Annotated in this window: 23 protein-coding genes; 17 read left to right on the plus strand and 6 right to left on the minus strand. The window is 66.4% G+C overall.

Annotated elements, in window-relative coordinates:
- Nucleotides 1–60: 60 nt before the first annotated feature.
- On the minus strand, nucleotides 61–228 hold the full coding sequence (locus F6W97_RS08980) for a hypothetical protein (protein ID WP_155369745.1): 168 nt from the start codon (nucleotides 226–228) through the stop codon (nucleotides 61–63).
- A 683-nt stretch (nucleotides 229–911) separates the two neighbouring features.
- Between F6W97_RS08980 and F6W97_RS08985 the strand changes: the two genes are divergently transcribed.
- The 10 genes from F6W97_RS08985 (at nucleotide 912) to F6W97_RS09030 (ending at nucleotide 13,121) form a co-directional block, all read left to right on the plus strand.
- The gene (locus F6W97_RS08985; protein WP_155369746.1) at nucleotides 912–1,163 is read left to right on the plus strand and encodes a hypothetical protein; all 252 of its coding nucleotides are present in this window, start codon (nucleotides 912–914) and stop codon (nucleotides 1,161–1,163) included.
- A 261-nt stretch (nucleotides 1,164–1,424) separates the two neighbouring features.
- The gene (locus F6W97_RS08990) at nucleotides 1,425–2,549 is read left to right on the plus strand and encodes a hypothetical protein (RefSeq protein WP_155369747.1); all 1,125 of its coding nucleotides are present in this window, start codon (nucleotides 1,425–1,427) and stop codon (nucleotides 2,547–2,549) included.
- A 77-nt stretch (nucleotides 2,550–2,626) separates the two neighbouring features.
- Complete coding sequence (locus tag F6W97_RS08995; RefSeq protein ID WP_155369748.1) at nucleotides 2,627–4,069, plus strand: hypothetical protein; 1,443 nt, start codon at nucleotides 2,627–2,629, stop codon at nucleotides 4,067–4,069.
- Complete coding sequence (locus F6W97_RS09000) at nucleotides 4,066–5,949, plus strand: DEAD/DEAH box helicase (RefSeq protein WP_155369749.1); 1,884 nt, start codon at nucleotides 4,066–4,068, stop codon at nucleotides 5,947–5,949. Before F6W97_RS08995 ends, F6W97_RS09000 begins: the two co-directional genes overlap by 4 nt.
- A 6-nt stretch (nucleotides 5,950–5,955) precedes the next feature.
- Nucleotides 5,956–6,888, plus strand: coding sequence for a protein NO VEIN domain-containing protein (locus tag F6W97_RS09005; protein ID WP_155369750.1), 933 nt, complete (start codon nucleotides 5,956–5,958; stop codon nucleotides 6,886–6,888).
- 160 nt (nucleotides 6,889–7,048) lie between these two features.
- The gene (locus F6W97_RS09010) at nucleotides 7,049–9,058 is read left to right on the plus strand and encodes a hypothetical protein (RefSeq protein WP_155369751.1); all 2,010 of its coding nucleotides are present in this window, start codon (nucleotides 7,049–7,051) and stop codon (nucleotides 9,056–9,058) included.
- A gap of 352 nt (nucleotides 9,059–9,410) precedes the next feature.
- Nucleotides 9,411–10,025, plus strand: coding sequence for a guanylate kinase (gene gmk / locus F6W97_RS09015; RefSeq protein WP_155369752.1), 615 nt, complete (start codon nucleotides 9,411–9,413; stop codon nucleotides 10,023–10,025).
- 264 nt (nucleotides 10,026–10,289) lie between these two features.
- Nucleotides 10,290–11,207, plus strand: a complete 918-nt coding sequence (locus tag F6W97_RS09020; RefSeq protein WP_155369753.1) for a hypothetical protein — start codon at nucleotides 10,290–10,292, stop codon at nucleotides 11,205–11,207.
- A gap of 178 nt (nucleotides 11,208–11,385) precedes the next feature.
- Nucleotides 11,386–12,618, plus strand: a complete 1,233-nt coding sequence (locus F6W97_RS09025; protein WP_155369754.1) for a hypothetical protein — start codon at nucleotides 11,386–11,388, stop codon at nucleotides 12,616–12,618.
- Between the two features lie 221 nt (nucleotides 12,619–12,839).
- Entirely contained in the window at nucleotides 12,840–13,121 is a 282-nt protein-coding gene (locus F6W97_RS09030) for a hypothetical protein (protein WP_155369755.1), read from the plus strand.
- Between the two features lie 125 nt (nucleotides 13,122–13,246).
- Here F6W97_RS09030 and F6W97_RS09035 read toward each other — a convergent pair whose 3' ends face one another.
- Complete coding sequence (locus F6W97_RS09035) at nucleotides 13,247–13,462, minus strand: hypothetical protein (protein WP_155369756.1); 216 nt, start codon at nucleotides 13,460–13,462, stop codon at nucleotides 13,247–13,249.
- A 419-nt stretch (nucleotides 13,463–13,881) separates the two neighbouring features.
- Between F6W97_RS09035 and F6W97_RS09040 the strand changes: the two genes are divergently transcribed.
- Complete coding sequence (locus F6W97_RS09040; RefSeq protein ID WP_196279033.1) at nucleotides 13,882–14,478, plus strand: DUF4238 domain-containing protein; 597 nt, start codon at nucleotides 13,882–13,884, stop codon at nucleotides 14,476–14,478.
- 28 nt (nucleotides 14,479–14,506) lie between these two features.
- Here F6W97_RS09040 and F6W97_RS09045 read toward each other — a convergent pair whose 3' ends face one another.
- Nucleotides 14,507–15,055, minus strand: a complete 549-nt coding sequence (locus F6W97_RS09045; RefSeq protein ID WP_155369758.1) for a hypothetical protein — start codon at nucleotides 15,053–15,055, stop codon at nucleotides 14,507–14,509.
- A gap of 133 nt (nucleotides 15,056–15,188) precedes the next feature.
- Here F6W97_RS09045 and F6W97_RS09050 point away from each other — a divergent pair, with 133 nt between their 5' ends.
- The 3 genes from F6W97_RS09050 to F6W97_RS09060 all read left to right on the plus strand — a co-directional run bounded on the left by F6W97_RS09050 (nucleotide 15,189) and on the right by F6W97_RS09060 (nucleotide 20,798).
- A complete protein-coding gene (locus tag F6W97_RS09050) occupies nucleotides 15,189–15,512 on the plus strand; it encodes a hypothetical protein (protein WP_155369759.1) in 324 nt (107 codons plus the stop codon).
- 972 nt (nucleotides 15,513–16,484) lie between these two features.
- Entirely contained in the window at nucleotides 16,485–18,020 is a 1,536-nt protein-coding gene (locus tag F6W97_RS09055; protein WP_155369760.1) for a hypothetical protein, read from the plus strand.
- Nucleotides 18,021–18,374: 354 nt separating this feature from the next.
- On the plus strand, nucleotides 18,375–20,798 hold the full coding sequence (locus F6W97_RS09060) for an MSCRAMM family protein (RefSeq protein WP_155369761.1): 2,424 nt from the start codon (nucleotides 18,375–18,377) through the stop codon (nucleotides 20,796–20,798).
- A 69-nt stretch (nucleotides 20,799–20,867) separates the two neighbouring features.
- Here F6W97_RS09060 and F6W97_RS09065 read toward each other — a convergent pair whose 3' ends face one another.
- Nucleotides 20,868–21,365, minus strand: coding sequence for a MarR family winged helix-turn-helix transcriptional regulator (locus F6W97_RS09065; protein ID WP_155369762.1), 498 nt, complete (start codon nucleotides 21,363–21,365; stop codon nucleotides 20,868–20,870).
- 134 nt (nucleotides 21,366–21,499) lie between these two features.
- Between F6W97_RS09065 and F6W97_RS09070 the strand changes: the two genes are divergently transcribed.
- Entirely contained in the window at nucleotides 21,500–22,780 is a 1,281-nt protein-coding gene (locus F6W97_RS09070) for an MFS transporter (RefSeq protein ID WP_230686517.1), read from the plus strand.
- Nucleotides 22,781–22,898: 118 nt separating this feature from the next.
- Here the strand turns inward: F6W97_RS09070 and F6W97_RS09075 are convergent, their stop codons facing one another.
- Together F6W97_RS09075 and F6W97_RS09080 are read right to left on the minus strand one after the other, a co-directional pair.
- Nucleotides 22,899–23,714 (minus strand): hypothetical protein, encoded by an 816-nt coding sequence (locus tag F6W97_RS09075; RefSeq protein ID WP_155369763.1) that lies wholly within the window; start codon nucleotides 23,712–23,714, stop codon nucleotides 22,899–22,901.
- Nucleotides 23,711–24,220 carry a SigE family RNA polymerase sigma factor gene (locus F6W97_RS09080; RefSeq protein WP_155369764.1) on the minus strand — a complete coding sequence of 170 codons (510 nt, stop codon included), beginning with the start codon at nucleotides 24,218–24,220 and terminating at the stop codon, nucleotides 23,711–23,713. Before F6W97_RS09080 ends, F6W97_RS09075 begins: the two co-directional genes overlap by 4 nt.
- A gap of 335 nt (nucleotides 24,221–24,555) precedes the next feature.
- On the opposite strand from F6W97_RS09080, the gene F6W97_RS09085 reads away from it, so the two are divergent.
- Entirely contained in the window at nucleotides 24,556–25,209 is a 654-nt protein-coding gene (locus F6W97_RS09085) for a hypothetical protein (RefSeq protein WP_155369765.1), read from the plus strand.
- The gene (locus F6W97_RS09090; protein WP_155369766.1) at nucleotides 25,206–26,114 is read left to right on the plus strand and encodes a HoxN/HupN/NixA family nickel/cobalt transporter; all 909 of its coding nucleotides are present in this window, start codon (nucleotides 25,206–25,208) and stop codon (nucleotides 26,112–26,114) included. Before F6W97_RS09085 ends, F6W97_RS09090 begins: the two co-directional genes overlap by 4 nt.
- The last annotated feature ends 48 nt before the right edge of the window (nucleotides 26,115–26,162 follow it).

Below are 26,162 nucleotides of genomic sequence, written 5' to 3' on the forward strand. Positions count from 1 at the left end.
GGTTACAGGGAACGTTGGGGATGGTCCCAGCGCCCACGCCGGGACCACCCCACCGAGCGGCTAGTACGGGTTGTCGTCGCTGGAGTTGCAGTTGCACTTGTTCGCGGCCAGGACGGTCTGCTCGACGTTGACGAACTCGATCTCCGTCACCTCAGGCCGCGGCTGCGGACGCTGGGACAGCGCGACCATGACCGGTGCCGGCCGGGTCGCTGTGGGTGTCGGTGCCATTGACAATCACCTCCCCACTTTCTCGATGCTGGCAGTAGCGCTCCATCGGCGACTTCGCCTGCCGGTACAGCCGGACCAGCGGCATGCACGTGTTGCACGTGCCTTGCACGCCGCATCCGCTGCACCCGCCGGTCCTGGCGAGCAGGCCGTCGGCTATGCCGCCGAGTCGGCGCAGGCCCTCCACGCCTTCGGCGAGGAGGTCGATGTTGGGGTCCCGGCCGACCTTGCAGATCGAGGCCATTCGACGGACCCATCCGGAATTACCGACCCAAGACCTGGAAGACTACGAAATGGACTAAAACCGCTCGGTGCCCTATGCCCGAAGCTACGACGCGAAGACGGGTCGTGGCCTGCCGACCACGGCACCTACCAATACCAGATGGACCTACCCGCATCGCCACGCGGCGAACGGCGGTTGCCACGCCGTAGCGGATTCGACACCCGTGAGGCGGCGGTCGCCGACCGCTGCCGGATCACGGAGGTCACCCTGGGCGCGGCGGAGTACATCTCCGACCGCGGAAGGCTGACGCTTCCCGCATGGCTGTTCACCGTGGCGGAGCCGGTCAGAACACTGGCCGTGCCCGCACTTGCCGCCGAGGCGTTCTGGTACCCAGGCGAGCCCAACTACGGCGACCTCCGCGGCCACAGTGTCCGCCGACGGGCGGGCACTGACCATCATGATGATGAAGCTGAAGGCGCCATGCCGCGGCGAGCCGACTCTGCGTCTGGCAGCGAAGGCGACGGAGTCCGTGACCGCGGTCACCGTCGGGCTGTACGTGGCGGAGATCGTGCCGGCTACCGCCACGACCACGGGCGACGACTGCTTCCGCGACTTCGAGCAGCTAGCCGAGCCGTACCAGGTGCGGTTGAACGCACCGCTGGGCAACCGAGGGTTGGTCGGGGCTAGCGGAGCATCTGCGGTCACCCGAGGTTGAAACAGTCGGCGGCGCTCAGTCCAGCCTCAGCATTGGGCCGACACGGCCTCCGGAGCTGAAACGATCGACAGAACAGTGTTGACCAGTAGGGCCGTATCTACGGATATAGCGGTCACTGCGAGTCATCGGCCAAAGCCTCCGTAGCGGCAACGTCCGCCACTTTGGGTGGTGACGATCAGCCGGGGGACAATGATCGAAGCTTTCGGCCCGGGTGACCGGGGCCATAGGATCTCAAGTTCGGGCCTGTGTAGGAGGTAGTCGGTGGATTTCGAGAGGGCTTCGGACATTCTGCTGGCGCTGACCAGGCGCAAGAAGGTCAGCGACGCTTTGGAGTGGCTGGTGGAGGGCCGGCAGCTTGCCCAGCCACCGGACGTCCGCGACCTGTTCGTCGCATTGATCACCATTGTTGACCAGTCGCCGAACCTCGCCGAGCTCGGCCGTAGCGCCCTGCTGGCCGCAACTAAGACTCACCTGAAGTCGGACATCGATCCCGCCGCGGAACTACTCGCCGTCGACAAGGTCACTCGTTCGAGCGAATACGACCAGGCCCTCAGCGACCTTGTGGGGCTGACGCCCGGGCGCTCGCTACGCGACCTGAATCCGGCCATTGTCTTGGCGGCGCAGGCGCGCAATTCGCTGACCATGCGGGTGCTGTGTCTGATCGCGGGCCTGAGCTTCAAGGAGCTGAAGGCGCGATGCTCGGTCAAGCTGCCCGGACAGGCGCAGGGTAGGTGGAACGGGGAGCAGGTAACCGCGGCGTTCGGGGTGGTCGACATGATCGTGCGCGGCACGGTGGAGTGTCGCTCGCCTGTGGCGTCTCCCATGCGCCCGGTAGAGCTGATGATGCCTGCGGACGGCTTCGGCGACGGCTGGGGAGCTGTGGAGCAGATGCGCACCGGCGGCGTTCCCTACTCGGTGCTGCTCGCGCAGCGTGCCGTGGGATCGGCCTGGCTGGCCCACCGGAATTCGACCACCGGCCGAGTGCAGGACGAGGTGAACGACAAGCTGCAGGAGAAGCTGGAAGCGGCCGGTGTGAAGGTTCGCCGTCTGCGAAGCGACGCCGTGTCCAAGGCGTTCATGGCGGACTTCATCAAAGACGGAGTAGACCGGGACACGGTCAAGCAGGTGAAGCTGGTCACCGAAGGCAAGGCCCCGATGGCGATCATCGTGTCGGTGGCTACCGACACCGGCACCGCTAACAAGAGCGGAGCAAAGCTACTGGGATTGGTTGATCATCTCAAGATGCGTGTGGCGGTCGTTCTCATGGGCAAGGGGTGGTCGCAGCGTAGGAACACCGCCGACCTCATCCGTGGATTCGATGGGAGGGTGTACTCGGATCTCACTCTCGATCAGCTCGTAGGGGACCTCGCCGGCGGCCGCAGGTAGGGCGCGGAGGCCGAATGTCGGCCGGTCGGTGCAGACTGGTGCGGTCGTAGGAGCGGACAGGTAGTCGGGGAGTGGCAATGGTCGTGTTGACGCAGGTCCGTCGGCGTGTGATCGAGGAAACGTTGGCTGTGGCCGCGACGGATTCCCACGTGGAGCGGCGGGAGATTCCGTGGCGCGCAGGCAAGAAGTTGCTGCCCGTTGTGTCGCTGCGTGTTGATCATGTCGTCCTCAACCCGCGCAGCCACCGGATCCAGGCGCAGCTCAAATCCAACCCTGCGTGGACGGACCTGATGGCCGCGGATCCGTTCGGCGCGCCCGCGCAGGATGTGATCGCGCAGATCATCAAGGAGACGCCGGGCTACGAGCGGATCAGGAAGCTGCTGTCGCAGGAGCCACAGCGCGAGCCGGGGATGGTCACCACGGCGGGCGTGTTGATCAACGCCAACACGCGCGTGGTCGCGCTTCGTGAGTTGAACCGCGAGTACGTCAAGGTGCAGGTCCTGCCGGCCGACGCGAACGAGATCGAACTCGCAGATCTTGAGCTGAGTCTGCAGATGGAGGTGGAGAGCAAGCAGCCCTACTCGTTCACGAACAGGTTGTTGTTCATCCGCGACCTGCTGCGCACCCACCAGCCTGAAGACGTCGGTCTTAAGCTCGACCCAGCGCTGAGCAGGAACATCGAGGCTGACCGCAAGAAGGCCACGGCCGAGGTAGAGACCAGTGCTCGGCTCCTCAACATGATCGAGAACGTCATCCACGACTCCGGTGGGGCGTTGACCTACGAGTTCTTCGATGGTGAGCAGCAGAACGTCAAGGATATCGACATCGCTTACGAGGCGCTGCTGCGGAGGGGCCAGCCGCAGCTGGCAGACAGGGTGCGCCGGGCGAAGATCGCCGGAATGTTGGCCGAAATGGACTACCGCAAGGTGCGTGACATCGACGCGACGCTGCTGTCGGACTATGTCGTCGGTGCGCTTCGCGAGCAGCCGTTGCTGAAGGACCATGTCGCGTTGCTGACCACCGCCGAGCCGTCGGACCATGCGGCGGCTGACGTGACCGGGCTGGATATCCTCGACGACCTCGACGATCTTGACGACTTCGACAGCCGTGACGACGAGGCGGGCGCCGGCGTGGTGACGCTGGAGCCGGTCTACCGGCTGCTCGCCGCGACGCCGAAGGATGGAGAGGTGAAGCTGCCAGCTGTTGGTGACAGCCCCGCGAAGACCCTTGCGCGTGAGGTCTTCTCCAAGGCTGTGTTCGCCGGGCTGAACACGGCACTGATGGCCATGGCTAGCGACAGCAAGCACGGCACGGAGCTCGAGTCGCCCTACCGTCGCTTGATGCTGGCTGCCCGTGCCTGTGACCAGGTTAAGGAGGCAGTGGCGAGGGTGAACGACCGCAGCGACGTCGACCTGGACAAGGTGAAGTCCGCGCTGGGCGCCTTTGAGCGGGCACGTGACGAGATGGTCATGGTGCTCGAGCAGTTCGGTGTGTCGATCGACGACGGCGACCTGGCGTGACGGCCCCGCTGCTGACGCTGGTGCTCGGTGAGGGCGCACCTCCGTTCGCTATCGCTACTCGCAACGCCGCAGTGCCGGAAGTGTTCTGGGACCGTCTGCGGGTGGAGTGGGGCTACGCGGGTGATCCGGCGCGGTCGGTGCGGGTGCCTATGGCGCGGTTCCGGGCGAACCTGGGGTGGCTGCGGTCTGCGTGTGAGCAGCACGAGGTCAGCCTCGACTGGGATCTGAAGCTGAAGGACGTCGTCCGTCAATCTATCGAGGAACGCCGACAGGTTGAGGCGCTGCTGGACAAGGCCGTGCCGCTGGAACCTCACGAGGTCCGGGCACGCCTCGCCGACACCCGGTTCAACCGGGACCTGCGCGACTTCCAGCTGCGCGACGTCGGCCGGCTGCTCGCCCTGCCGCACGGCGCTAACTTCTCCGTGCCGGGCGCAGGCAAGACTACGGTCGCCTACGCCGTCTACGAGGCCGAACGCGTCGCGGGCAAGGTGTCGCAGATGCTGGTCGTGGCGCCGCTGTCGGCCTTCGATGCATGGCGCTCGGAGATCACTGAGTGCTTCGACGCTGCCGACGCGCCTAAAGTCCGGGTGCTGACCGACGGCGACCCCGGCGACGCCGAGGTGCTGCTGGTCAACTACCACCGGCTGGCCGGCAACTTCGAGACGGTCGTGCGCTGGGTCGCGCAGGCGCCGACGCTCACATTGCTGGACGAGGCGCACCGTATGAAGGCCGGCCGCAACGGCCAGCACGGCAGCGCGTGCCTGGACCTGGCGTTCGGCGCAGTTCGTCGCGACATCCTTACTGGCACCCCGGCGCCGCAGGCCCCGAACGACTTCCTGGCGCTACTGGACTTCCTGTGGCCGGGGCAGGCTCGCAGGCTTATCCCGCGGGCTGCGCTGGCCAGCCGCCCGTCGACCGAAGCCGTGCACGACGTCGCCCGGGCCATCCGGCCGCTGTTCGTGCGCACTCGCAAGCAGGAACTCGGCCTCACCCCGCCGCGGCTGCGGGTCGAGTCCGTGCCACTGGAGGGCCTGCACCGCGACATCTACCTGGCGCTGCGGGACCAGTACGCCGGTGAGATGAAGGTCAACATGACCGACCGGGTCGAGCTGGGCCGCATGGGCGCGGTCGTGATGTACCTGCTGGAGGCGGCGACGAACCCGTTCCTGCTGGCGACCGGGTCCAGCGTTGACGACGCGCCGGAGTTCCGGCACCCGCCGCTGTCTGTGGAGCCAGGCAGCAGGTTGTGGGATCTGCTGCAGCGCTACAACCAGTACGAGACGCCTACCAAGTTCGTCCGGCTCGCGCAGATGGTCAAGGCCAACGCCGAAATGGGCCGTAAGACGTTGGTGTGGTCGAATTTCGTCCGGAACCTGCACATGCTCGAGCGGATGTTTCGCGGACTCAACCCGGCGATGATCTACGGCGGTGTGCCGTCGGAGGGCAACGGCCCGCCCGGCAACGGTCGCACCCGCGAGCAGGAGCTGCGCCGTTTCCGCCACGACGACTGCATGGTGCTGCTGGCCAACCCCGCCGCCATGAGCGAGGGCGTGAGCCTGCACATGACCTGCCACGACGCGATCTACCTTGATCGGACCTTCAACGCAGGCCAGTACCTGCAGAGCATCGACCGCATCCACCGGCTGGGCCTGGACCCCGGCGTCGAGACACGGCTCACCTTCCTGGCGACCGCCGACACCATCGATGACGTCGTCAACGACCGGATCAAGATCAAGGCGACAGCGTTGGGGAACATGCTCAACGATCCCGATCTGGTCGCGATGGCCTTGCCCGACAGCGACGAGGAGGGCTACGGCGCCACTATTGACGACGAAGCAGACGTCCAGGCCCTGTTCGCGCACCTTCGCGGAGAGCGGTGAACGCTGATGAACCTGCTTCTTCCCGCGCAGCGCACTATCCCGGGCATCCTGCAGGTGAACGCGGCCGCCGAACTCTGGCCGATCTTCACCGAGGAAGGTGTGAACGCCCGCAAGCTGGAGTCGCAGTACCACAGGATCCCCACCCAGGGCGTGCACGACCACGCCTCGCTGTGGCAAGGTCAGCAACTGCTGCTGCGCCTCGGGTTGATCGTCGAACGTGACGGCTCCTTGTATTCCCACCCTGACCTGCGGGCGTTTCAGGATATGGCGCACCAAATGCGTGTCGAGGTCCTGACCGAGCGTGCGCTGCTGACGTGGGCGACGCTGTGGCTGCCTACGTTCGCCGATGCCGACGAGGTCCACTGGGAGCGCGTCCCGGCCGAGGCGCACAACTTGCTGGCCTCAGTCTTCGAAGACACCGGACGACGTGAAGCCTTCATCCTCGCCTCCGCCCGCAAAGTCGACGCGGCGCTGCTGGCCGAGATCGGCTCCGACGGGGAAGTTGCTGTTGTCGCTAGATGCCGCGAGCACTTGTCCGGCAAGAACCGGGGCGACCTGGCCGCGATGGTGACTAGGGTCAGCCTCACCGACGACACGGCCGGATTCGACGTCTACGCGCTGGACTGCGCCGGCAGCCGACACCACATGGAAGTGAAGACCACGCGGTCGATCACCGAGCGCATTGGGTTCTACCTGAGCCGCAACGAGGCGATAGTCGGCCAGAGGGACGAGTGCTGGGCCATCGTGGTGGCCAGGCAAGTGGTCGTGTCGGGCGACGGCCAGGCCGAAACCGAGGTCGTCGGCTGGCTGAAGTACACCGATATTCACGACCTGCTTCCCAGTGACACGATCACCGACACCGACTCATTTGCCCGATGGGCGTCGACGAAGATCGTCGTCCCCCAGTGGCGGCTACGCCCAGGGCTACCACTTGACTGACCCGGCCACTGCGCGTTGACTCGCGATCATCAGCGAGACCACTTATGATCAAGGCCGCCACGCGGCTCGCGGATCAGCAGGTCGAGTTGCTGCCGGTCGCGCCGCTAACGGCGGCATAGATTGGCCTCACTCACGCAATGACCGACTTGGAGCAACGACCATGGCTACGGCGACGATAACGGGACACCAGACCCGGGAGTCGCTCGACGCGCCATCCGCGCGTGTCAGCCCTCTACGACACCTCAACCCCACCGCCGTGAGCGCGGCAGCCAAGATCGAAAGCCGCAACCGCGAGGTCCACCTGCCACCCGTCAGCATCTACCGCTGGTGGGCCCGCCGCACGGCCGCCGTCAACGGCGCGATCATCGACGCCTTCGCCCAAGACCACCCGGGCAAGCTCCTCATCGCTGACGTCTTCGCAGGCGGCGGGGTCATCCCACTGGCGGCAGCGGTACGTAATCACCAGGTGTACGCGCAGGACCTCAACCCCTGGGCCGCCACAGGCCTGGCCGCGATGCTCGGCCTGCCTACGGCCAATTCACTGCGAGAAGCGTACGCGGCCATGCGCCAGTGGATCGACGCCGAGGTATCGGCCGCCTACGGAACGACACTGTCCGACGGCACCAGCGGCCTGGTCTCCCACACCTTCCGCGTCGCCACCGCCGAATGCACCAACTGCCACGTCCGTGCCCGCCTCTTCCCCCACGCCATGGTCACACTGCTCGCCCGCCGCGAACGCGACAAGCCCGAAGCCTTCCTGGCCTGCCCCGAAGGCCACCTCTTCGCAGGCGACTCCTCCGAGGTCAACATCTGTCCGCAGTGCAAGACCAAGACCGACCCCGACGCCACTTATACGGCACGTCGCCAGGTCGTCTGCCGCTCCTGCAAACACGAGGACCGGCTGGAGCAACGTGCTGGCACCTGGCAATGGGAGATCGTGCTGGTCGAACGCAGCGGCAAGAAGAAGCGTGAACTCGCCCTGCCGTCCACCAGCGAGATCGAAGCCGCGGACCACGAACGCTGGCAGCCAAGCCGCCAACTCGGAGCCATCCCCGAAGGCCAAGAGACCAAGGTCCTGCTTCGGCACGGCTTTACCACCTGGGACGACCTCTACCCGCGCCGCCAGCGGTACCTGCTTGAACGCATCCTGCTGTCCGCGCAGAGCTGTTCCCAAGACGCCGCCGTTGTACAGGCCATGTCGATGGCGGTCATCGGCTCTGCCGAAATGGCGGGACATGTCTCACGCTGGGACCGCTACTACCTCAAGAGCTACGAATCGATGGCGGGCCACCGGTTCAACCTGACCACCCTCACCGTCGAGCCGAACGCGTGGGGCACCCACAACAGCGGCCGCGGAACGGTGCTGCGTCGCATCAACCAGCTGATCAAGGCCGCTGAGTGGTTCCACAAGAAGACGGCTAAAGACGTCAGCGTGGAAGGGCCCCTGTTCGCGACAGCAAAGACTCCTGCGCCGTTCACCGACGACGTGAGGGTGGTCGAGGGTTCCTCAGAGACGATCCTGCTGCCCGACGGCGTCGTCGACCTCGTCCTGACCGATCCGCCCTACCACGACGACGTCCAATACTCGGAGCTGTCCCGCCCGTTCCGGGCCTGGGCCAACATTGTTGACGGCCCGCTGTGGCACCCGCAGATGGACGACGGTCATCTGTCCGGCGAAGCCGTGGTCAACGGGGCGCTCGGCCAGCTCACCGAAGACGGCGCCTACGGCGGACTACTGCAGCGGATCTTCACCGAGGTCCGGCGCACACTCAAGCCATCAGGACACCTGGTCTTCAGCTACGCCAATCGCAGTCCATCAGCGTGGGTTGAAGTGTTCAACGCGCTGCAGGCAGCTGGTTTCCGTGCCTCCGGCTGCGAGATCGTCCACAGCGAGAACGAGACAGACCACGCCAAACGCGGCGTCCGCGCCTGTACGCTCGACCTAATCCTCGACCTGGTGGTAGCCGACGAGACCCCCATCGAGCCGCACCATCCCCGCACCACCGAAGATTCGATCGAGGTGACGTTCCTCAGGATCGTCGCGGACACGTTCGCCAAAATCGGCTCCCTGCCGACCGGATGGGAGAAGCAGTTCCAGGCCGACCTGGCCAGCACCGCCTTCCTGGCCGGGCCGAAGAAGGCCAAGCCCGCACCGCCAGAGAAGGCATAGGGTCGTCGCGGCCCGTTGTCGACGTCCTCCCGACACGGGCCGCGCTCCCCCTCCGGGACCACCCGCCTTCGCGCATGCCACGTTCAGCTGGATCCGCCTGAAGAACGGTACGCCCTGCGTGGCAGCGCATCGGGCCGCTGCTTCACGGCCACCATCACCAGCGATATGGCGATCACAAGCCAGTGCCACGCAGTCAAGATCAGAGTTGTCGGCCATACGCGATGGCGGACCTACGCTGTTGCGCTCGCCGGCCGTAGATCATGATGTCTGCGCTCGGCCTGGAGTTCTTCGGTGAGCCTGCAGGGGGAGCCCCGAATGGCGGCGGCGATCCTCGGTCGGGTAGAACCTGAGAATGGAAGATGCCGGAGTGCTCACCACGTCAGCGCCCTCGCCCACCCGCTTGACCGTGCTGTCCGGGCCCTCCGGTGTCGGTAAGGACGCGGTTATCGAAGCCGTCCGCAACAGGTCCGCCCACGTTTGGCTATCTGTGTCGGTAACAACGCGCCGCAAGCGGGACTATGAGATCGACGGCATGCACTACACCTTCGTGTCCCGGGCCGAGTTCCAGACCCTCGTAGATGCCGGCCTGCTGCTGGAATGGGCAGAGTTCGCCGGCAACCTCTACGGCACTCCGCGCGCCGCGGTGCAGGATCGTCTCCGCGCCGGTGTGCCGGTTCTCCTGAAGATCGACTTGCAAGGTGCCCGTCAGGTCCGCGAGACCATGCCCGACGCGCAACTGGTCTTCCTCGCACCGCCCAGCCGAGAAGAGCTACGCCGCCGGCTGGTAGGCCGCGGCACCGAAGACCCCGTAACTCTGCGCCGCCGGCTGGCCCACGCCGACGAGGAACTGGCCGCAGAGCAGGAGTTCGATGTAACCGTCGTGAACGACAGACTCGAACGAGCCGCAGATGAGCTGATCGGGCTGCTGGCGGCGACACCGCTCGTCGCCGCACCGGCTCGGCGTTGATGAACGCAACCAGGGCCTCACGCCCTCCGGCTTCGTAGCCGCTCCACGGGTCCGACCTACTACGTGCTCAGATCGACGCACGCTGGCTGGCGTCGGCACGACGTCGAAATGTATGCGCGCGATGTAGGCGTGGAAATGAAGCCCTATTCCGTGCCTCTGGCTAACTTGCTCCCGCCTGGACTGACGTACAGAAGCCTGCATCGTGCAACTATCGGCTACGGCGGGTAGCGCTTGATGGCTCGATGACTGAGGGACGCAGAATCTGTGACGATCGATGGACAAGACGGTCTGAGACGGCGGACGGCCGATGAGCACATGTTCCAGCCTGATAGCGGGACCTGGACGAACGCTACCTTCCGGATCCAGGTGTTCACCGCACCCGGACTGCGGCCGGTCGGGATAGCGACGCAGATCCCCGGGCAAGACGGGCGGTCGCTGACGAATGCTGCCGAGATCTATGCTGCGGCGGTATGGGAGCGGCTGTGTCCAGAAGAGGCACAACCCCCAATCTGGATCGAGAACCAGTTACTCCAAAGCACTGCTGAGCCACGGTTGAAGGTGGTGAGATTCGGCCACGCTGAGCCGTTTCGGTTGACTGACCCAAGCTGGGAGACGATCGACCCGCCCCGGCTGTCGCAGCTGGTCGGCTGCGAGGTCGACCTAACCCGAGGAGACGGGTACATCCCCCCACCGCCGGAACCTGAGCCGATCGAGGTCTTTATCGCATTCCCGGTGCAGCAACTCCCATTGACCACTCCGTTTCGGGCCGCCTGCATGGTTGAGCCCTCGCGCCGTTCATGGCCAGGTCAGTTCCAGTTCCTATCTCGGCGTCGAGGCGCTATCGGCAGACGGACCTGTTGCTTCTATCACCAGATCGACTGGGTGCAGGTGAACAAAGTGGGCATACCTGTGCTGAAGAAGGCGTGGGGTGAGGGACTGCGAGGGGAGGAGCTCATCACGGAGGTCGAGGACCGGGCCGCCGGCCTGTTGTCGGATCAAGGTTCGCGAGACGCGCTGGGCACCTTGCTCCACGACCCCATTCACATTGTGCGCGACGGTGAGGGGTGGGCCTGGATCAACGGTCAGCATCGAACACAAGCAATGAAAGACCTTGGGATCCCACTAACCATCGTGATGATCTACGAGTGGCCAGAAGCTGACGAACTCCCAGACTTGCGGTGACGCAGAGACGGGTTGGCGCAACTGACAGGCGGCCATGAGACGTTCGTGCTGCTGGCAGCTGAGGTGGCCCGCCATCAACTCGCGTTCATATTTCCGTTTCGACTATCGGAACGATATCCAGGATTTCGTGGCCAAAAACCCGCTGCAGATTTTAGGGGGCATCATCTAAATTTGCCGAGTGATTATGCTGAACACATTGCGGTGCCCAGGCTGCGAGCAGCCGTTTCACGTCCGGTTCGGCGTCGGTCCGTCAAAGATGGCTCGCTTCTATGTTCCGTGCGCAAATTGCAGTCTGCCGATCAGAGGGCGATCCCACGGCCAGGATTTGGATTCGCATCGGCTCGAGTTCGAGGCCGAGGTGCTGCCGAGCGAGCCTTCTCTCGAGGATACGTTCGTCACTGTGGATCCGAACGTCCCTTCAAACTATTCGGCCACGCAGAGAGGGGAGCTCGGCACATTTCCTACCATGACGTTGATGCTTCTAGTAGGAGCCGGGCGCGAAGAAGCCCTCTTCGAAGTGCTTTCCAGAAGTAGGTCGGCGGTCGACGAGGTCTGGCCGAAGGTTCGTCGAATATACGAATATTACCTGGTCGAAGACTGGAAGCACTTCGACAAGGCCGGCAAGGATGCATTTAATGATTGGCAAACGGCCGCGACGAATCACGGGCGAGCTACCGCGGCGCACCAAGCCGTGTGGGCAGTGACTGCGGCGATAACAGATGACATTAACGATTCTGCGACTCGCTACCTGCACAAGTTCCGCAACAAACATACCGCCGCATTAAGGTTGACAAAGTACCTTCATTCCTCGCGAGCGGATGTTGCCTCTGGACTAGTGCCTCAGTTGCAGCGGGGCTCCTTTCAGTTGTTGGATCGATTCATTGGTCACTTTGACGCATGGCAGATGGGTGTCCTGCGCCGCGTGATGCCTACCAATCGTCTGGTAATGCTTGAGGATCTAACGCTCTTTCGCGATGAGTTCGACATCCTTCGAGATCTCTATCAACAAGGGTTCGAAACGGTTTGCAAGACGCTGAGATTTGCCGTTGCGGCGCAGAACACCATCAAGCGGCAGGACCCGGACGACTTCGGACCTGATGTGCCACTCAGCCTGAACAATCAAAAGGCGAACCCAAAGTCTCTCAACGCTTACGACAAGCTGGGCAACGCAGCCCGCCTGGCCTACATCGGACAGGTTCCGGGATGGGAGAGGTACGCGGCCCTCCTCAACAACCACACTCGGAACGCGATCGGCCACGCGACCGCCTGGCACGACCTCCGTACTGGAAAAATCTTCAGCGACACGAAACCAGATGGTGTCCAATATCTCGACCTCGTGGCGGATGTCTTTGGAGTATTCGACGCGCTTTCCGCCTCGCTTCAAGTACTTCGGTCCGTTCGAGTCGCTTAATCTCGGTGGGGTGGTCCTCCATTGCGTGCTCGATTATGTCGTCCAGAACATGACGCGGGATAAGCAGCATGTAGTGAGTTTAGATTTGGAGGGCCGATCTTTTGCTCGCGCAGTTGCGTGTTCGACGCCATCCCACTAGCGCCCGGCCACTTCCGGGTGGTTTTGCCTAGGGCGCTGCGTGTGTGGTTTCCTGCGGGTGCTGGAGGTGTTAGACGTTGGATATGTCTCTTGCGCCCGACCAGTTAGAACACTTTCAGAAGCGTGCCCGTGAAGTTGGTGAGAAGGTCGGCTGGGAGCTGGAGTTCTCTACCGCGCCAGCTGACCCCGACATCGTGGGTCTTCACGCCTGGGATTCGGAGGGCCGGGGGAACTTCGTGATCAATCCTGCGGACCTGGCGAACATGGCTGCTCACAACATCGACCTCGTGCTCGATCTGCTCGAGAACGGGACCACCCGAATCCTCAGGGATCACGAGGGCACGGTTCGGATCGTCGACTATTAGGTTGTGGTGTTAGCGCCCGGCTCGTCTCCCACGACCAGGCTGGGCATCACCCCGTTGGCATTCATGCCGGCAGTTCGCCTGCGCGCCCTTCAGCTATCGTGTGGGTGCCCATGTGACGCGCCGAATCACATCTCGCGCTCGAGCCAACGCTGCCGAGCCAACTGCAGCTCGGCCAGAGGCACCCTTTCCATCCCGAGGTCCAATGAGTAGAGAGGAAAGATCCAATTGTCGCGGACTTCGCGTGCATCGCGCCGATTTTTCTCTGTGTTGGGCACGCTCAGGTTCTGAATTACGGCAATGTTCAGCGCCTCGATGGCCTTCCAGTGGGTGGTGTCTTCCACAGTTACGCCACTCCAGACATCGCGAATCGCCACTAGCCCGTTGCGAGACAGCAGACCTAATCGTAGTGCCCTAGCCCGTCGTGTTGAAGAACTTCGGGCCGAAGCAGGCAACAATATCGAAGCGCAACACGTTCTATCTAAAGTAATCTTGAAGCAGTTTACCGACAATAGACGTCTACTACATGCGGTCAGCGTCACCGATCTCGAGGCAGGGCCCCTCATAAGAGGTCCACGTGGTTTGGGTAAGGTGCCCAACTTCGTACGTCAGGCGTCGAAGTCCGCAGAAGAACTATGGGGTAGAACCGAGAACCTCGTACCGAGAGTTATTAAGCTATGCGAGCAGGACCGCCTGCACGGCGATGCCGCTGCGCTCGCGGTTGTTCGGGATACAGTGGCGTTGCACTATATCCGAACGCCCGGTGTTGGCGATTCATGAGCGCGGGTATGAGCAGATCCGAGAGGAGCTGCGGCAGAACGCACGAAACATGCCAGGATACGAGGAGGGTTTCCGCAGTCAATTCGGCCGGGCACTACGAAATGATGAAGACCATGATGCCTATTTTGAAAGTGCATTCATGGAATGCCGCCAGTGGATGGTCAACAAGCCGGTGCAGTTGCTGCATCCGGGGGACGGGATGTTCCTCATTGGCGATTCGCCGGTGATCTCCATCGATCACCTCGGGCAACTTGGCCCTGAAAATGGCGTAGCAATGGGGAACGCAATCCAGATACTCATGCCGTTGACCCCACGAACGCTGATCGCCTTCGGCCCTTCAGCCACCGGCGTGGTGCCTGCCGAAGTCGTGGCGGAGTTGAACACCTTCCAGGTTCGTGCGGCTCGCGAATACGTTTTCGTGCACCCTGCCAGCGGTCTGGAAGGCTTTGTGCGGACCGTGCGGCTCGGCACCGAGGCGCTTGACGGGTCCGGTTGTGTCCAAGAAGGATTGAATACCAAACGGCCATATGTCGGTCGCGACGGTGCCCAGCTGGAGGCGGTATCCCAGGTTGCTTTGTGACCTTTGGATAGGTCACCGCGACAAATCATCAGTTGCGATCGTGAGGTTCACGATCGCGGAGCTGCACACGTGACTGCCGGCTCCTCGGGTCTGATGCGGCCAACTTGCCTGTGGATGTGGAGCTGCTGACCTTGCCGCCAAGGCCGAACGCCTTGCGTGCGTACTCAGCAATCTCTTCGCCTTTCTCCGCTTTCAGCCACCTCACGTACGTGGCACGCCTTGCTCGTCGCAGCTGACTCGTCCGATGGGTTTTGTCCCAGCGTTCATGCGTGCCGAACCTCTCACAGGCGGACTGTCGGCTAATGCCGATCGCGCCTCCGATCTCTTCCCAGGTGACACCGGATTTTCGAGCCAGCTCCGCTTCCAGCGCCAGCAGCCGTTCGGCAGCCGCAGACAGTTCGCATATCCCCGCCAGCCACTCGGCGAAATGACTGTCGGCGGTGAGGACAGTTGTGTCGCCACGTTCCAGGGCGCTCGCCGCAACCCGGTGCTCGGTCGCGAGCTCGTTAAGAGCTCGGGCGAGCACCGAAATTGCGTGAGCGTGAGCTCGAAGAGTGTTGCGGAACGGCTTGGCCATCGCTCGATTCTGTCAGGTTTTCCCTGACGTCTCAAAATGACGTTATCGCAGGTCATGCGCTCACACTCGATGTAGGGCCGGAAACCTGATAGGAAGGTTGGCCCACGCGAGGCAATCGCGGAAGCTGATCGCCATGCTCATCTGGATCACCTCCGCGACGGCGTTACTGGCAGCCAGCGGCGCGCTGCTGGTTGAGGCGCGCGCCTACCTTCTGGCGATCTATCTCTGGCGCAAAACACGCCAGTTAAGCGTCCTTCGTGACGTCGCTGAATTCGAAACGGCGATCAGCCAGGCAGGCAGCAGAAACGTCGAGGAGCCCGTACTTGGCGGGGCCGAAGCGGGACGCGACGAACGCGCTGCCGACGACCCGCGCCAGCTCGCTGGCCAGCTAGTGAGCGGTAGCGCTACGACTGTGCGTGCTCATACGGCCCATGCCGTCCCACGCGGCACGATCTGACGCTATTCGACCTCTCAAGCGAAGCCAGCCTTCCCAAACCCGCGGACTGGTCTTCGCGGCGCCGCTCAGAAGGAGCTGCTCGTGTGCGCTCGGTGTGTGCTCATACGTCCTACGCTCTCCCGGCACCACCCGGCAGATATCGATGAATCTGGGCGACGACTCTCGATTGCGATGGGTACTCGCTGCGGCAGTTCCCGGCGCTTTCCGCCAGGTGCTGATACGACGGGACATCTCCCGGTCCTTTATTGGGACTTGAGGAACTATATGTTATGAACAGTCTCTTACAGCTGTAAAATTACAAAGCGGACTCTTAATCCGCGGGTTCGGGGTTCGAGTCCCTGGCGGCGCACCACAGGTTCCATTGAGAACCGATGCAACGGGAGAGCCGGTCGATTCTTCGACCGGCTCTGTTGCTTCTTCCGGGACTTGAAGACCTGGATCAGCCGGGCTCCGTGGAACTGAAACTCGGCGACGTTCTCCTCGATCAGGGCCTTGCGCTGGCCCGGTGCGCCGTGGCGGCACCCGAGTGCCTCCGGGCACGGTCACCTCGCGGTGCTCACCCGCCGGACGGGGGTCACCGGCAGCGGCCTACCCGTAACCAGCAGGAATCGGTACCCGTTCCGGTGACCACGCTGCACGGCGAAAGCCCCGTCTGACGTGGTCAGGGCTTCTGACATTGCTAGGTTCCCCGGCTGCCATACGGTCTGCAAGATCGCGAATTCCTGTCAGGCCGTCGGGTCTGACCTATCTCGATACAAAGCACTGATCTTCGGGCACAGTGCAGAGGTCGGAGGCGGGTACGGGTGGCCGTTCGGCTTACGTGGGCCGCGGATCCGTGTCGTGGCCCGGTGGTTGGTGTGGGCGGAAAGGCAGCGAATCTCGTTGCCCCGCAGTGGTACAAAGATCGCCATGTCCTTTCTGCTCACTCGCCAGGCGGCGCGCCTCCTGGCGGTAATCACGTGTACGGGGCTCGTGGGAGCAGCCCTGCCGGCCGCTGCGGCGCCGGCCGATCCGCTGAGCATCAGCGCGATCAACTTCTCGGTGAATACGGTCGACGCCCGCGGCGACTGGACCGTCGTCCCGCTGGAATGGACGGTCCGCGACACCGACACCACCGCCGAGGAGGTGTCCGGCCGCGTGAAACTCCACGCCCTGGACTCCGACGGCAACCGCGTCGGCCAGCTCTACGAGATCGACTTCGAGTACGGCGAGCAGTGGTACACCGAGGCGCAGTTCGTCTCGGGCACGCCTGCGCAGTCGACGTACCACTACGACTTCGTCGTGCCGCGCTACGGCCGGACCCACCAGACTTCGTGGGCGGTGACCGAGGTCGAGCTCCGCGACGACCGGGGCGCGACGGCCACCGTGCGCGGCACCGCGCTCGGCGCCGCGACGCTCAAGGCCCGGACCGTGGCCGACAGCACGCCGCCGAGCCAGCAGTACTTCAGCTGGGAGCGGATCCAGGCCGAGAAGCCGTACGTGTACGTCGGGGGCACCCCCGGCTACCAGCACTTCGGCTTCACGGTGAACGACAGCGGGGCGGGTTTCTGGAAGGGTTCGCTGCGGCTGTCCGGCCCTGGCGGCCGGACCCTGGACACCCCCTTCGAGCTGCGCTACTTCACCGATGACCGGAGCTGCGGCTCGGTCACCGGCGGGGATCTCCACTCGGTCAGCTGCACCATCGAGGTGGTGTTCCCGCCGGGCACCGCTTCGGGCCAGTGGCGGGTGTCGCAGCTGACGCTGGTCGACAATGCCGGCAACGCGGCGACGCTGACCGGGCTGGCGCCCGAATTGGTGATCACCGTGACGTCGAACGAGACGGTGAGCGCGGCGGGCTTCACCGCGACGCCGAACCCGGTGAACAACTGGACGGCCGACGTGACCGCCCGGGTGGGCGCCACGATCACCGGGGCGCAGAACGGCGTCGCGGAGATCGTCGTGGAGTTCGACATCTTCGGCTGCCGGCAGACGTCCACCACGCCTACCGACGACGGCAACGGCGTGTACTCCGTGCCGGTCCGGGTGCCGCGGCAGGTGCAGCGATGCAACGTGCTCGGGTACGCGGTGCGGGACGGCGCGGGCAACGTCGCGGTGTACGGCCCCGACTACGGTGCTCCCGCGGTCGGGCTGCGCATCGACCGGCTGCCCAACACCACCCCGCCCACGGCGACCGCGGTCACGCTGACGCCGACCACGATCGCGCGCAGCCAGGCCGGCAACGTGTCGCCGAAGGTCACCGTGCAGGTGGTGGCCCCGCTCGCGCCGGTGAGCGGCTACGACATGTACCTCTACGACGCGAACGGGACGATCGTGGCCCAGCAGGGCGGCGGCGGCTCCGTCTACAACGGCGAGCTGACCATCTGGGGCTACCTGCCGTACGGCATCGCGCCGGGCGTGTACACGTACGGGTTCGTGCTCTACGACGCGGGCGGCCTGCGCACCATGTACGGGCCGGAAGGGCTGGCGATGCCCGGCGGTCCGCTCCAGCTGACCGTCACCGACGCCTGAGCGTAGGTACGAGGGGACCGAGTCGGGCACGGCGCCCGGCCCGGTCCCCTTTTCGCTGCTCCGGTGCGGGGCCGGTCGGACGGCGACCGGCTCGTCGAGGCAGCGGGCGGCGCACGGTGGTCACGCGATGCCCACTCGCCGGACGGGGCTTGCCGGCAGCGGCCTACGGCCTTTCGTCGTACGGGGCCGACGGGGGCCTCCTCTGTTCGGGTTGATCTGCCCGGCCGCGCGGATCGTGACTCCCGAATCCCCATGAGCCGGGGCGGCTCGACTTGGCTCGATCCACTAGCCTGCCTGCCAACGGGGCTCCTTCAAGCCCGGTCCATGCGTTCACCCCTTCCCCTGTGAGGACTCATGCGCAGAACACCGCTGCGCCGGTTCGGGCTGATGCTGCTGGCCGTGGTCGTCACCACTATGGGCATGACCACGCCCGCACGAGCTGCTGACACCGGCGTCATCGCTGGACAGATCACCTACAACGGCGCTCCTGTCGCGAACGCCTTCATCTACGCCTCCAATGTCGACACCGGCGACGGGGGCTCGGCCGTGGCCGACGGCAGCGGCCGTTACACCGTCACCGACCTGGTGCCTGGCCCGTACCTGGTGCAGATCTTCGCGGAGGGCCACCCGGTCCAGTACGCGCCGAACACTCCCAGCTGGGACGCGGCGCAGCTCTACGCGGTGAACGAGAACGCGACGACCACCGCCAACGCGACGCTGATCCCGTTTGGGACCGTTGTCGGCCGCCTCACCGACGGCGCCGGCGGCGGTGTCGCGGACGTGTCCGTCGCCGTCGCCTCCACCTCTGACTGGAGCATCAGCAACCGGGGCACCACGGACGCGAACGGCAACTACGCCGTGCCCGTGCCGGTGGGCGAGGTCACGGTGGAGTTCGAGCTGGGCGGCTCCTCGCAGTACGCCTACGGCAAGCGGGAGGACTGGGAGGCGCAGACGTTCGTCGTCGCCGCCGGAAAGTCGTTGACCGTCAACGACACCCTGCTGCCGACCGGGTCGGCGAGCGGCACGGTGCTGACCGCCGGCGGCCAGCCCGCGGAGAACATCGACGTCGCCTTCAGCCTCAAGACGGGCAACGGCTTCGCCAACACCTTGACCGACTCGTCGGGCGGCTACCGGATCGACAACCTCGCGCCGGGGCAGTACGAGGTCTCGTTCACGCTGCCCGGCAGTGGCGCGACGATGTACCACCCGCACGTCCTCGGCATGGACAACGCGCAGACGGTGACCGTCGTGGCCGACCAGGTGGTCGACGTCGACGAGACCCTGTTCCCCACCGGGGGCATCGCGGGCCGGCTGACCAGGACCGATGGCACCACCGGGGTCGATCACGCCGGCGTCATGGCCTCTTTCGCCCTCTACCAGGGTGTCAGCGGTGTCACGGATGAGAACGGCGACTACCGGATCGAGCCGGTGTTCACCGGGAGCTACCGGGTGAACTTCACCGAGTACGAGTCCGGCGAGTTCGACCAGTGGGCGACCGGCAAGCTCAGCTATGAGACGGCGAACACCTTCGCGGTGACCGCGGGCGCCACCACCACGGTGAACGACAAGCTGCTGGCCACCGGATCGGTGAAGGTGACCGCGAAGGACGCCACCACCGGTGCGACGATCCCGGACTTCAGCGTCGGTGTCCTCTACCGTTACGGCGACGCCACCAGCGGCTCCGTGACCTTGGCTGACGTGCCGGTCGGCACCCACCCGCTGCGCGTCTCCGCCCAGGGGTACGCGGAGAGCGACGGCGTCGTGAACGTCACGGTGACCGCGGGCCAGCAGGCATCGGCGACGGTCACCCTCAACCGCGTCGCGAGTGTCCAGGGCAAGGTCGTGAACGCGGCCGGGGCGCCGGTGGCGGGCGTCTGCGTGGCGCCGATCGCCATCAGCCGGTTCAGCCTGCCGGAGGGCTGCGGGTACGAGACCGACGCGGCCGGCAACTACCTCATGCCGCTGTGGAACGGCGCCGGCAGCTACCACCTGTTCGCCATCCCGGACCGTGACGGCCCGTACGGCGCCCAGTGGGTCGGCGCGAGCGGCGGCACGGGCGATCCGCGTAAGGCGGCCGTGATCACCGCGGCCGCGGGCCAGTGGGTCGCAGCGCCGACGATCAAGCTCGACCGCGCGGGCACCATCACCGGCACGGTGAAGAGCGACAGCGGGCAGCCGATCAAGTGGGGGTCGGTGGGCGTCTACTCGCCGCACCCCGGCCTGGGCAACGGCTACGGCCACGTGTCCATCGACGCGAACGGCCGCTACAGCACGGACTTCCTCGGTCCGTACAACTGGGCGCTGATCTTCGCGGCGGAGGGCCACGCGACCCAGTGGAGCGGCGGTGCGACCAACCGGTTCTCCGCCCAGACGGTCAAGGTCACCTCGGACGCGACCACGACCTACAACTACACGATGAAGGTCGGCAGCCTCGTCAAGGGCAAGATCAAGCTGGTTGACGGCTCGGCCCCGGACGGCCGGTTCATCGTGTCCCACGCGGCGACCGGTGAGTACATCGCCGTCGGCGAGACGATCGGCGGCGTCTACCAGATGCGTGTGCTCACGCCGGTGCCGGCGTGGTTCGCCTTCGAGAAGTACGACGCCGAGTCGAGCGCGAACCTGCTCGGCACCAGCCGGATCGAACTGCGTGGCAACGTCACCCTGGACTTCTGCGGTGTCTCGGCCACGACGTTCGAGGTCTGCGGCAGCCGCCCGCCGCGGGGGAGCACGGGGGACACCAAGGTCCCGGCCCCGGCGCTGCCCCCGCACCGGCCGTAGTGACCGGCGGGCGGTAGCCCGTACGGAGGTGACCTGAGAGGGGCCGGGACCGGTTGGTCCCGGCCCCTCTCATTCCGTGGCGCCGTACCGGTGCCGGTCGGAGGTGTCTCTCCGCGACTCGAGGATCTCGCCCAGCCCGCGCTTTGGCGCAGCCGCATCCGCGGCGTCGCCGGGGGCGAGCTGCCCCGCCAGCACCTCGCAGTACGTCGGGCGGGCCGTGGCGTGCCGGGCGCGGCCGGCGTCGGTCAGGAACACGTTGATGCCCCGGCGGTCGACCTCGCAGAGCCGGCGCTCGATGAGGCCCTGCTTCTCCAGGCGGCCGATGAGGCGGGACAGGGCGCTCTGGGTGATCGACACGACGTCCGCGATGTCCTGAACCCGCGGCTTGTCCTCTGGTGCGCACTCCGCGAGCTGGTCCAGCACCTCGAATTCCTGGCAGCTCAGGCCGTGCTGCTGTTCGAGCGCCTGCTCCAGGGCGTTCCCGATGCGGACCTGGCGGGCTGTCAGCTCCCGCCACTGGTCGACGAGGGCTCGATCGACCCGGGTGCCGACGGCGGTGGTCTCCATGACGCGCAGGCTAGCACATGCGATTGCACTAAATGTATATGCACTAGGTGATGGCGCATAAGGTTGCAGCACACAAGGTGTGCCGTCATTTAGTTCTTGTGCATTAAGTGCGTGTGCACGTAATGTGCTGCGGCGTGAGCCACAACGACACCGTCGCACTCCAGCCGTCCCGCAGACCTCCGTCAGCGCTACCCTCCCCGCAGGTCACGACCAGGGAACCGGCGATCTGGTCCCGCAACTTCCGGTACTACTTCACCGGCCGCAGCGCCGGGCTGCTCAGCTGGGCCATGCTGCCGGTCGCGGTTGCGGCCGGGCTGCTCAGCGGCGGGTACGGCCTGGACACCGCCGGGTACGCGATGGCCTTCCTGGTGGGCCCGTTCGCCGGGCTGGTGCTGTTCGGCGGGGTCCTCGCCGACCGGTTCACCGCCCGCCGCATGATGATCGCCGCCGATCTGGCCAACCTCGCCGCCCACGTGCTGCTCGCCCTGCTGTTCTTCTACGGCATCGACCACCTCTGGCAGCTGTACACGGTGCTGGCGATGGCCGGCACCGCCAACGCGATGTTCCAGCCGGGCGCGTCGTCGACCGTCCCGCTGGTGGCCCGTGACGTGCAGGGCGCCAACGGGGTGCTGCGTACGGCGGAGGCGCTCACCGGGCTCGGCGGCCCGGCGCTGGCCGGCGCCCTGGTCGGGTTCGGGGCCACCGGCTGGGTGATGGTGCTCGCCGCCGTCGCCTACGGGACCAGCGCGATCTGCCTGCTCGCGCTCCGGCTCGGGGTGGTGCCCGCCCCGCCTGCCGGCGAGAGCCTGTGGCGCAACCTGGCGGTCGGCTGGCAGGAGTTCCGCTCCCGGGCGTGGCTCTGGGGCGTCATCGCGATCTGGATGTTCTTCGCGGTGCTGTCCTGGGGGCCGCAGCTGTCGGTGGCCGCCGGGGTCATCGTGCCCGAGCACGGCGCGACCGCCTTCGGCCTGCTCAACTGCGCGCTGGGCGCGGGCACCGTGGCCGGTGGCCTGTTGGCGATCCGCTACAAGCCCGCGCGGCCGCTCGCGGCCGGAGCCGTGGCCATGCTGGCCTACCCGCTCTATCCACTCGGGATCGTGCTCGGCTGGCCGGTCTGGCTGCTCGCCGCCGCCCAGGTCGCGGTCGGGGCCGGGATCGGCGTCTGGGGCGTCATGTGGGCCACCAGCGTGCAGACCCAGGTGCCGGGCGAGGTGCTCAACCGCGTCCACGCGTACGAGGTCGCCGGTTCCGTCGGCATGTACCCGATCGGCAGCGCGCTGGCCGGGCCGGCCGTCGGGGCGTTCGGCACCGACCGGGTGCTCCTGGTGGGCGTCGTGGTCGCCCTGCTCACCGCCGTCGCCCTGCTGGCCGCCCGCCCGATCCGCACCCTGGGCCGGGTGCCGGCCCGCGCCTGAGCGGCATCGCACCGGCCGGCATCAGGGCGCGCACCGGAAACGGTCGGGCCCTGATGCCGGTGCCGTGCGGTCGGCGACCACGCGCGTCACGCCGGTGGGGCGAATCCAGGCTCCAGGGTCAGTTCCGCCAGCCGCGTGGGCTGAAGACCGGCTGGTCGAGCATCGGCACCGCCCCCTCGCCGACCGGGTTGTCCAGCGGCTCGTTGGTGTACGGAAGCTCCCAGACAATGATCATCCACCCGTCGACGTAGCGGGCGGCGTAGTGGAACTCGACGTACCCGCTCGCGACCCGGGTCGGCGCGACGGCCTCGCGCATGCGTCCCACCCGCACCTTGCTGCCGCGGATCGCCAGCACTTCGCAGCCGATCTCCGTGCCGTTCATCAGGCGGCGGTCCGGCGCGAGCGCGCAGAGATCGCCGTCACCTGTCTCCGTACCGGCCAGCAGGTATGCCAGGAACTGACCGCCCTTGAGCGGCCCGTGCCGCGGGCCGACGAACAGGTCGGTGAACGCGCCCACGGTGGTGATCCCGTTCGGCGGGCTGCTGCCGTCGCCGCCCCACTCCGAGGCCTCGCCGATGGGGATCACACCCGCCGGGAGGACCTTGCTCAGCGCCTTCTCCATCCGCTGCGCGACGAGCCGGGCAGCGGGTTCCGACAGGGGCCGGCCGCTGAAAGGACTGGCCGTCGCCGTCGCCGTCGCCGTCGCCGTCGCCGTCGCCGTCGCCGTCGCCGTCGGCGGAGGCGTCCGTTCGGTGGGGATCAGCCATCCCGCGCCCACCACGGCGAGCACCGCAAGCGCCGCCCCGGCCACGCCGAAAGCACGCCGCCGCCGTGCCTGCGCCCGGTGCGCGGCCCCGAGCAGCTGCACGGCCGTGGCCGGCGGTGGCCCCGGTTCCTCCAGCAGCCTTCCGAACGCCTCCCTGACGTCGTTCATCTGCGCTGTCCTTCCGTGAGTTCGGGCATCCGCTCCAGCGCGGCCCGCAGCGTCGCCAGGCCGCGTGCGGTCTGGCTCTTCACAGTGCCGGGTGAGCACCGCAGTGCCTCGGCCGCCTGGTCGACCGACAGGTCCAGCCAGAACCGCAGCACGAGCGCGGCCCGCTGACGCGGTGGCACCTCGGCCAACGCGGCTCGGACGGCCAGCCGTTCCGCGATCGCCGGGTCGTGCGCCGGGCGGTCGAACACCGCCGGGTCGGCGACACCGCGTTCGCGCCGCCAGGGACGGCGGCGTTCGTCGAGGAACACCCGCACCAGCACCTGGCGGGCGTAGGCGTCGAGCGCCCCGTGCCGGTTCACCCGCGACCAGGCCAGGTACAGCTTGATAAGCGCGGTCTGGGTGAGGTCGTGCGCCAGGTGCCAGTCACCGCACAGCAGGTACGCGGTGTTGCGCAGCGTCTCGCTCCGAGCCGCGCAGTAGGCCGTGAACTCGCCGTCACGATCCATCTCGCCCCGATCCTGTTCTGGTTCGTCCGTCGGTACGGGTATGACACGGAACGGCTTGCCGTGACGGTTGCATGAGGACGGTCGGGCGCCGACCCGACGGTGTGCTGCGGCGTCCGACATCCGCCGCATATACACGCTCGTGATTGGGCTACCGACTGTTCACGCGGACGACCTCTGATGATCACTGGGGCCATCATTCGAGTTCGCGAACGCTCGGCAGAGTCCCTGGCTGGTTGCGCCCTCGGCGTGCCACAAGCACCAAGGGATCCGGAGCCACGTCCTTGCCCTCATACGCACATCGGCCGCGTCGCGGCGCGACGGTCGCCTTCGCGCTAATGGCGTTCGTCGTGACCCTGTTCGCCACGGCCGCCCCGGCGGGAGCACACCCGTTCGGAGATCCGCAGACCGTCGCCGTCGCACCCGATGCCGCGCATCCCGAGGTCGTGCATGTCCGCTGGAGGGTGGGCGGCGCCGACGACCTGACCCTGCTCGGCGTCGCGCTCGGCCTGCTGCCGCAGGACCGGGTCATGCTCGACGGCGCGGTCTTCTTCCACGACTCCGACGCGGCGACGATCGCCCCGTCCGGCGAGTTCACGGCGTACCTGCTGAGGCAGATCACCGTCGAAAGCGCCGGGCAGGCGTGCGCGGGGACCCTCACCCCACCGGCCGACCTGGCCCGCAGCGGTGTCACCATCGACTACACGTGCCCCGGCCCGGTCGGCGCCGTCGCGGTCACGGTGCGCACGCTGACCGACCTCAATCCCGCGTACCGCACGCTGGCCACGGGACCGGACGGCGCCCGCGCGGTGTACACCTCCGAACAGCCCCGCCACGACTGGGTCCTCGGCGACGCACCGCCCCCGACCACCGCGGACCTCGGCCGCAGCGCCGCGGTCCAGCTGTCCGCCGTCATCGGCGGTGTGCTGGTGGCGGCGCTCGCGGCGCTGCTGTGCCGCCGGTGGGCCCGCGGGCGGCAGGTCATCGCATGAGCGCCGCCGCATCCACCGCGTCCATCGCGGACCAGTTGCAGAACGTCATCCACTCACCGGGGGTGCCACCGCTGGCGTTCGGGCTCGCTTTCGTCGCGGGTGCGGCGCATGCGGTCGCTCCGGGTCACGGCAAGAGCCTGGCCGCGGCTTATCTCATCGGGTCACGCGGCAGGCTCCGCGACGCCGCCTGGCTCGGCGGGTCGGTGGCCGTCATGCACACCGTGTCGGTGCTCGTCATCGGCCTGGCCTGGACGTTCCTGTCCCTCTCCGACCTCCTGCGGATGGAGGAGCTGACCGGCTGGCTGCAACTGCTCGCCGGTCTGCTCGTCCTCGCGACGGGTCTCGGCCTGGTGCGACGGCACGTCCGTGGGAACGGCGGATCGCACGGCCACTCGCACAGCCACGGACCTTCGCATGACCCCTCGCACAGCCACGGACATACGCACAGCCACGGACATGCGCACGGGCACCGTCATACGCACGGGCACCGTCGTGCTTACGGCCTCGACCACGCGCACGAAACCGATTCCGCACCTGCGCACGACATCGACGCGGCTCACACCCGCGGCCACGGTAAACGGCCAGGGCTGGTGCTGCTCGGGGTGTCCGGGGGCCTCACCCCGTCGCCGGCCGCCTTCCTGGTGCTGGTGACCGGGCTGTTCATCGGGCGGCCGGGGTTCGCGCTGCTGCTGGTGATGACGTTCGGCATCGGCATGGCCGTGGTGCTGTCGGGGGTCGGCGTGCTCGCGATCGCGGGCGGTTCGCTGGTAGTCCGTGGGGCCCGGTCGAGCGCCGCCCTGCATCTGGCCACCCGGGTGGCCCCTGTTCTCGCCGCCGCCGGCATCACGTTGTTCGGCGCCGGTGTCACCGCTGTCGCAGCGGTGCAGCTCACGAATGTCACCTAAGGAGACACCCCCTCATGATCCACCTTTGGAGTCGCGGACGGAGACGTC

This window comes from Catellatospora vulcania, from assembly GCF_009720385.1.
Taxonomy (GTDB): Bacteria; Actinomycetota; Actinomycetes; order Mycobacteriales; family Micromonosporaceae; genus Catellatospora; species Catellatospora vulcania.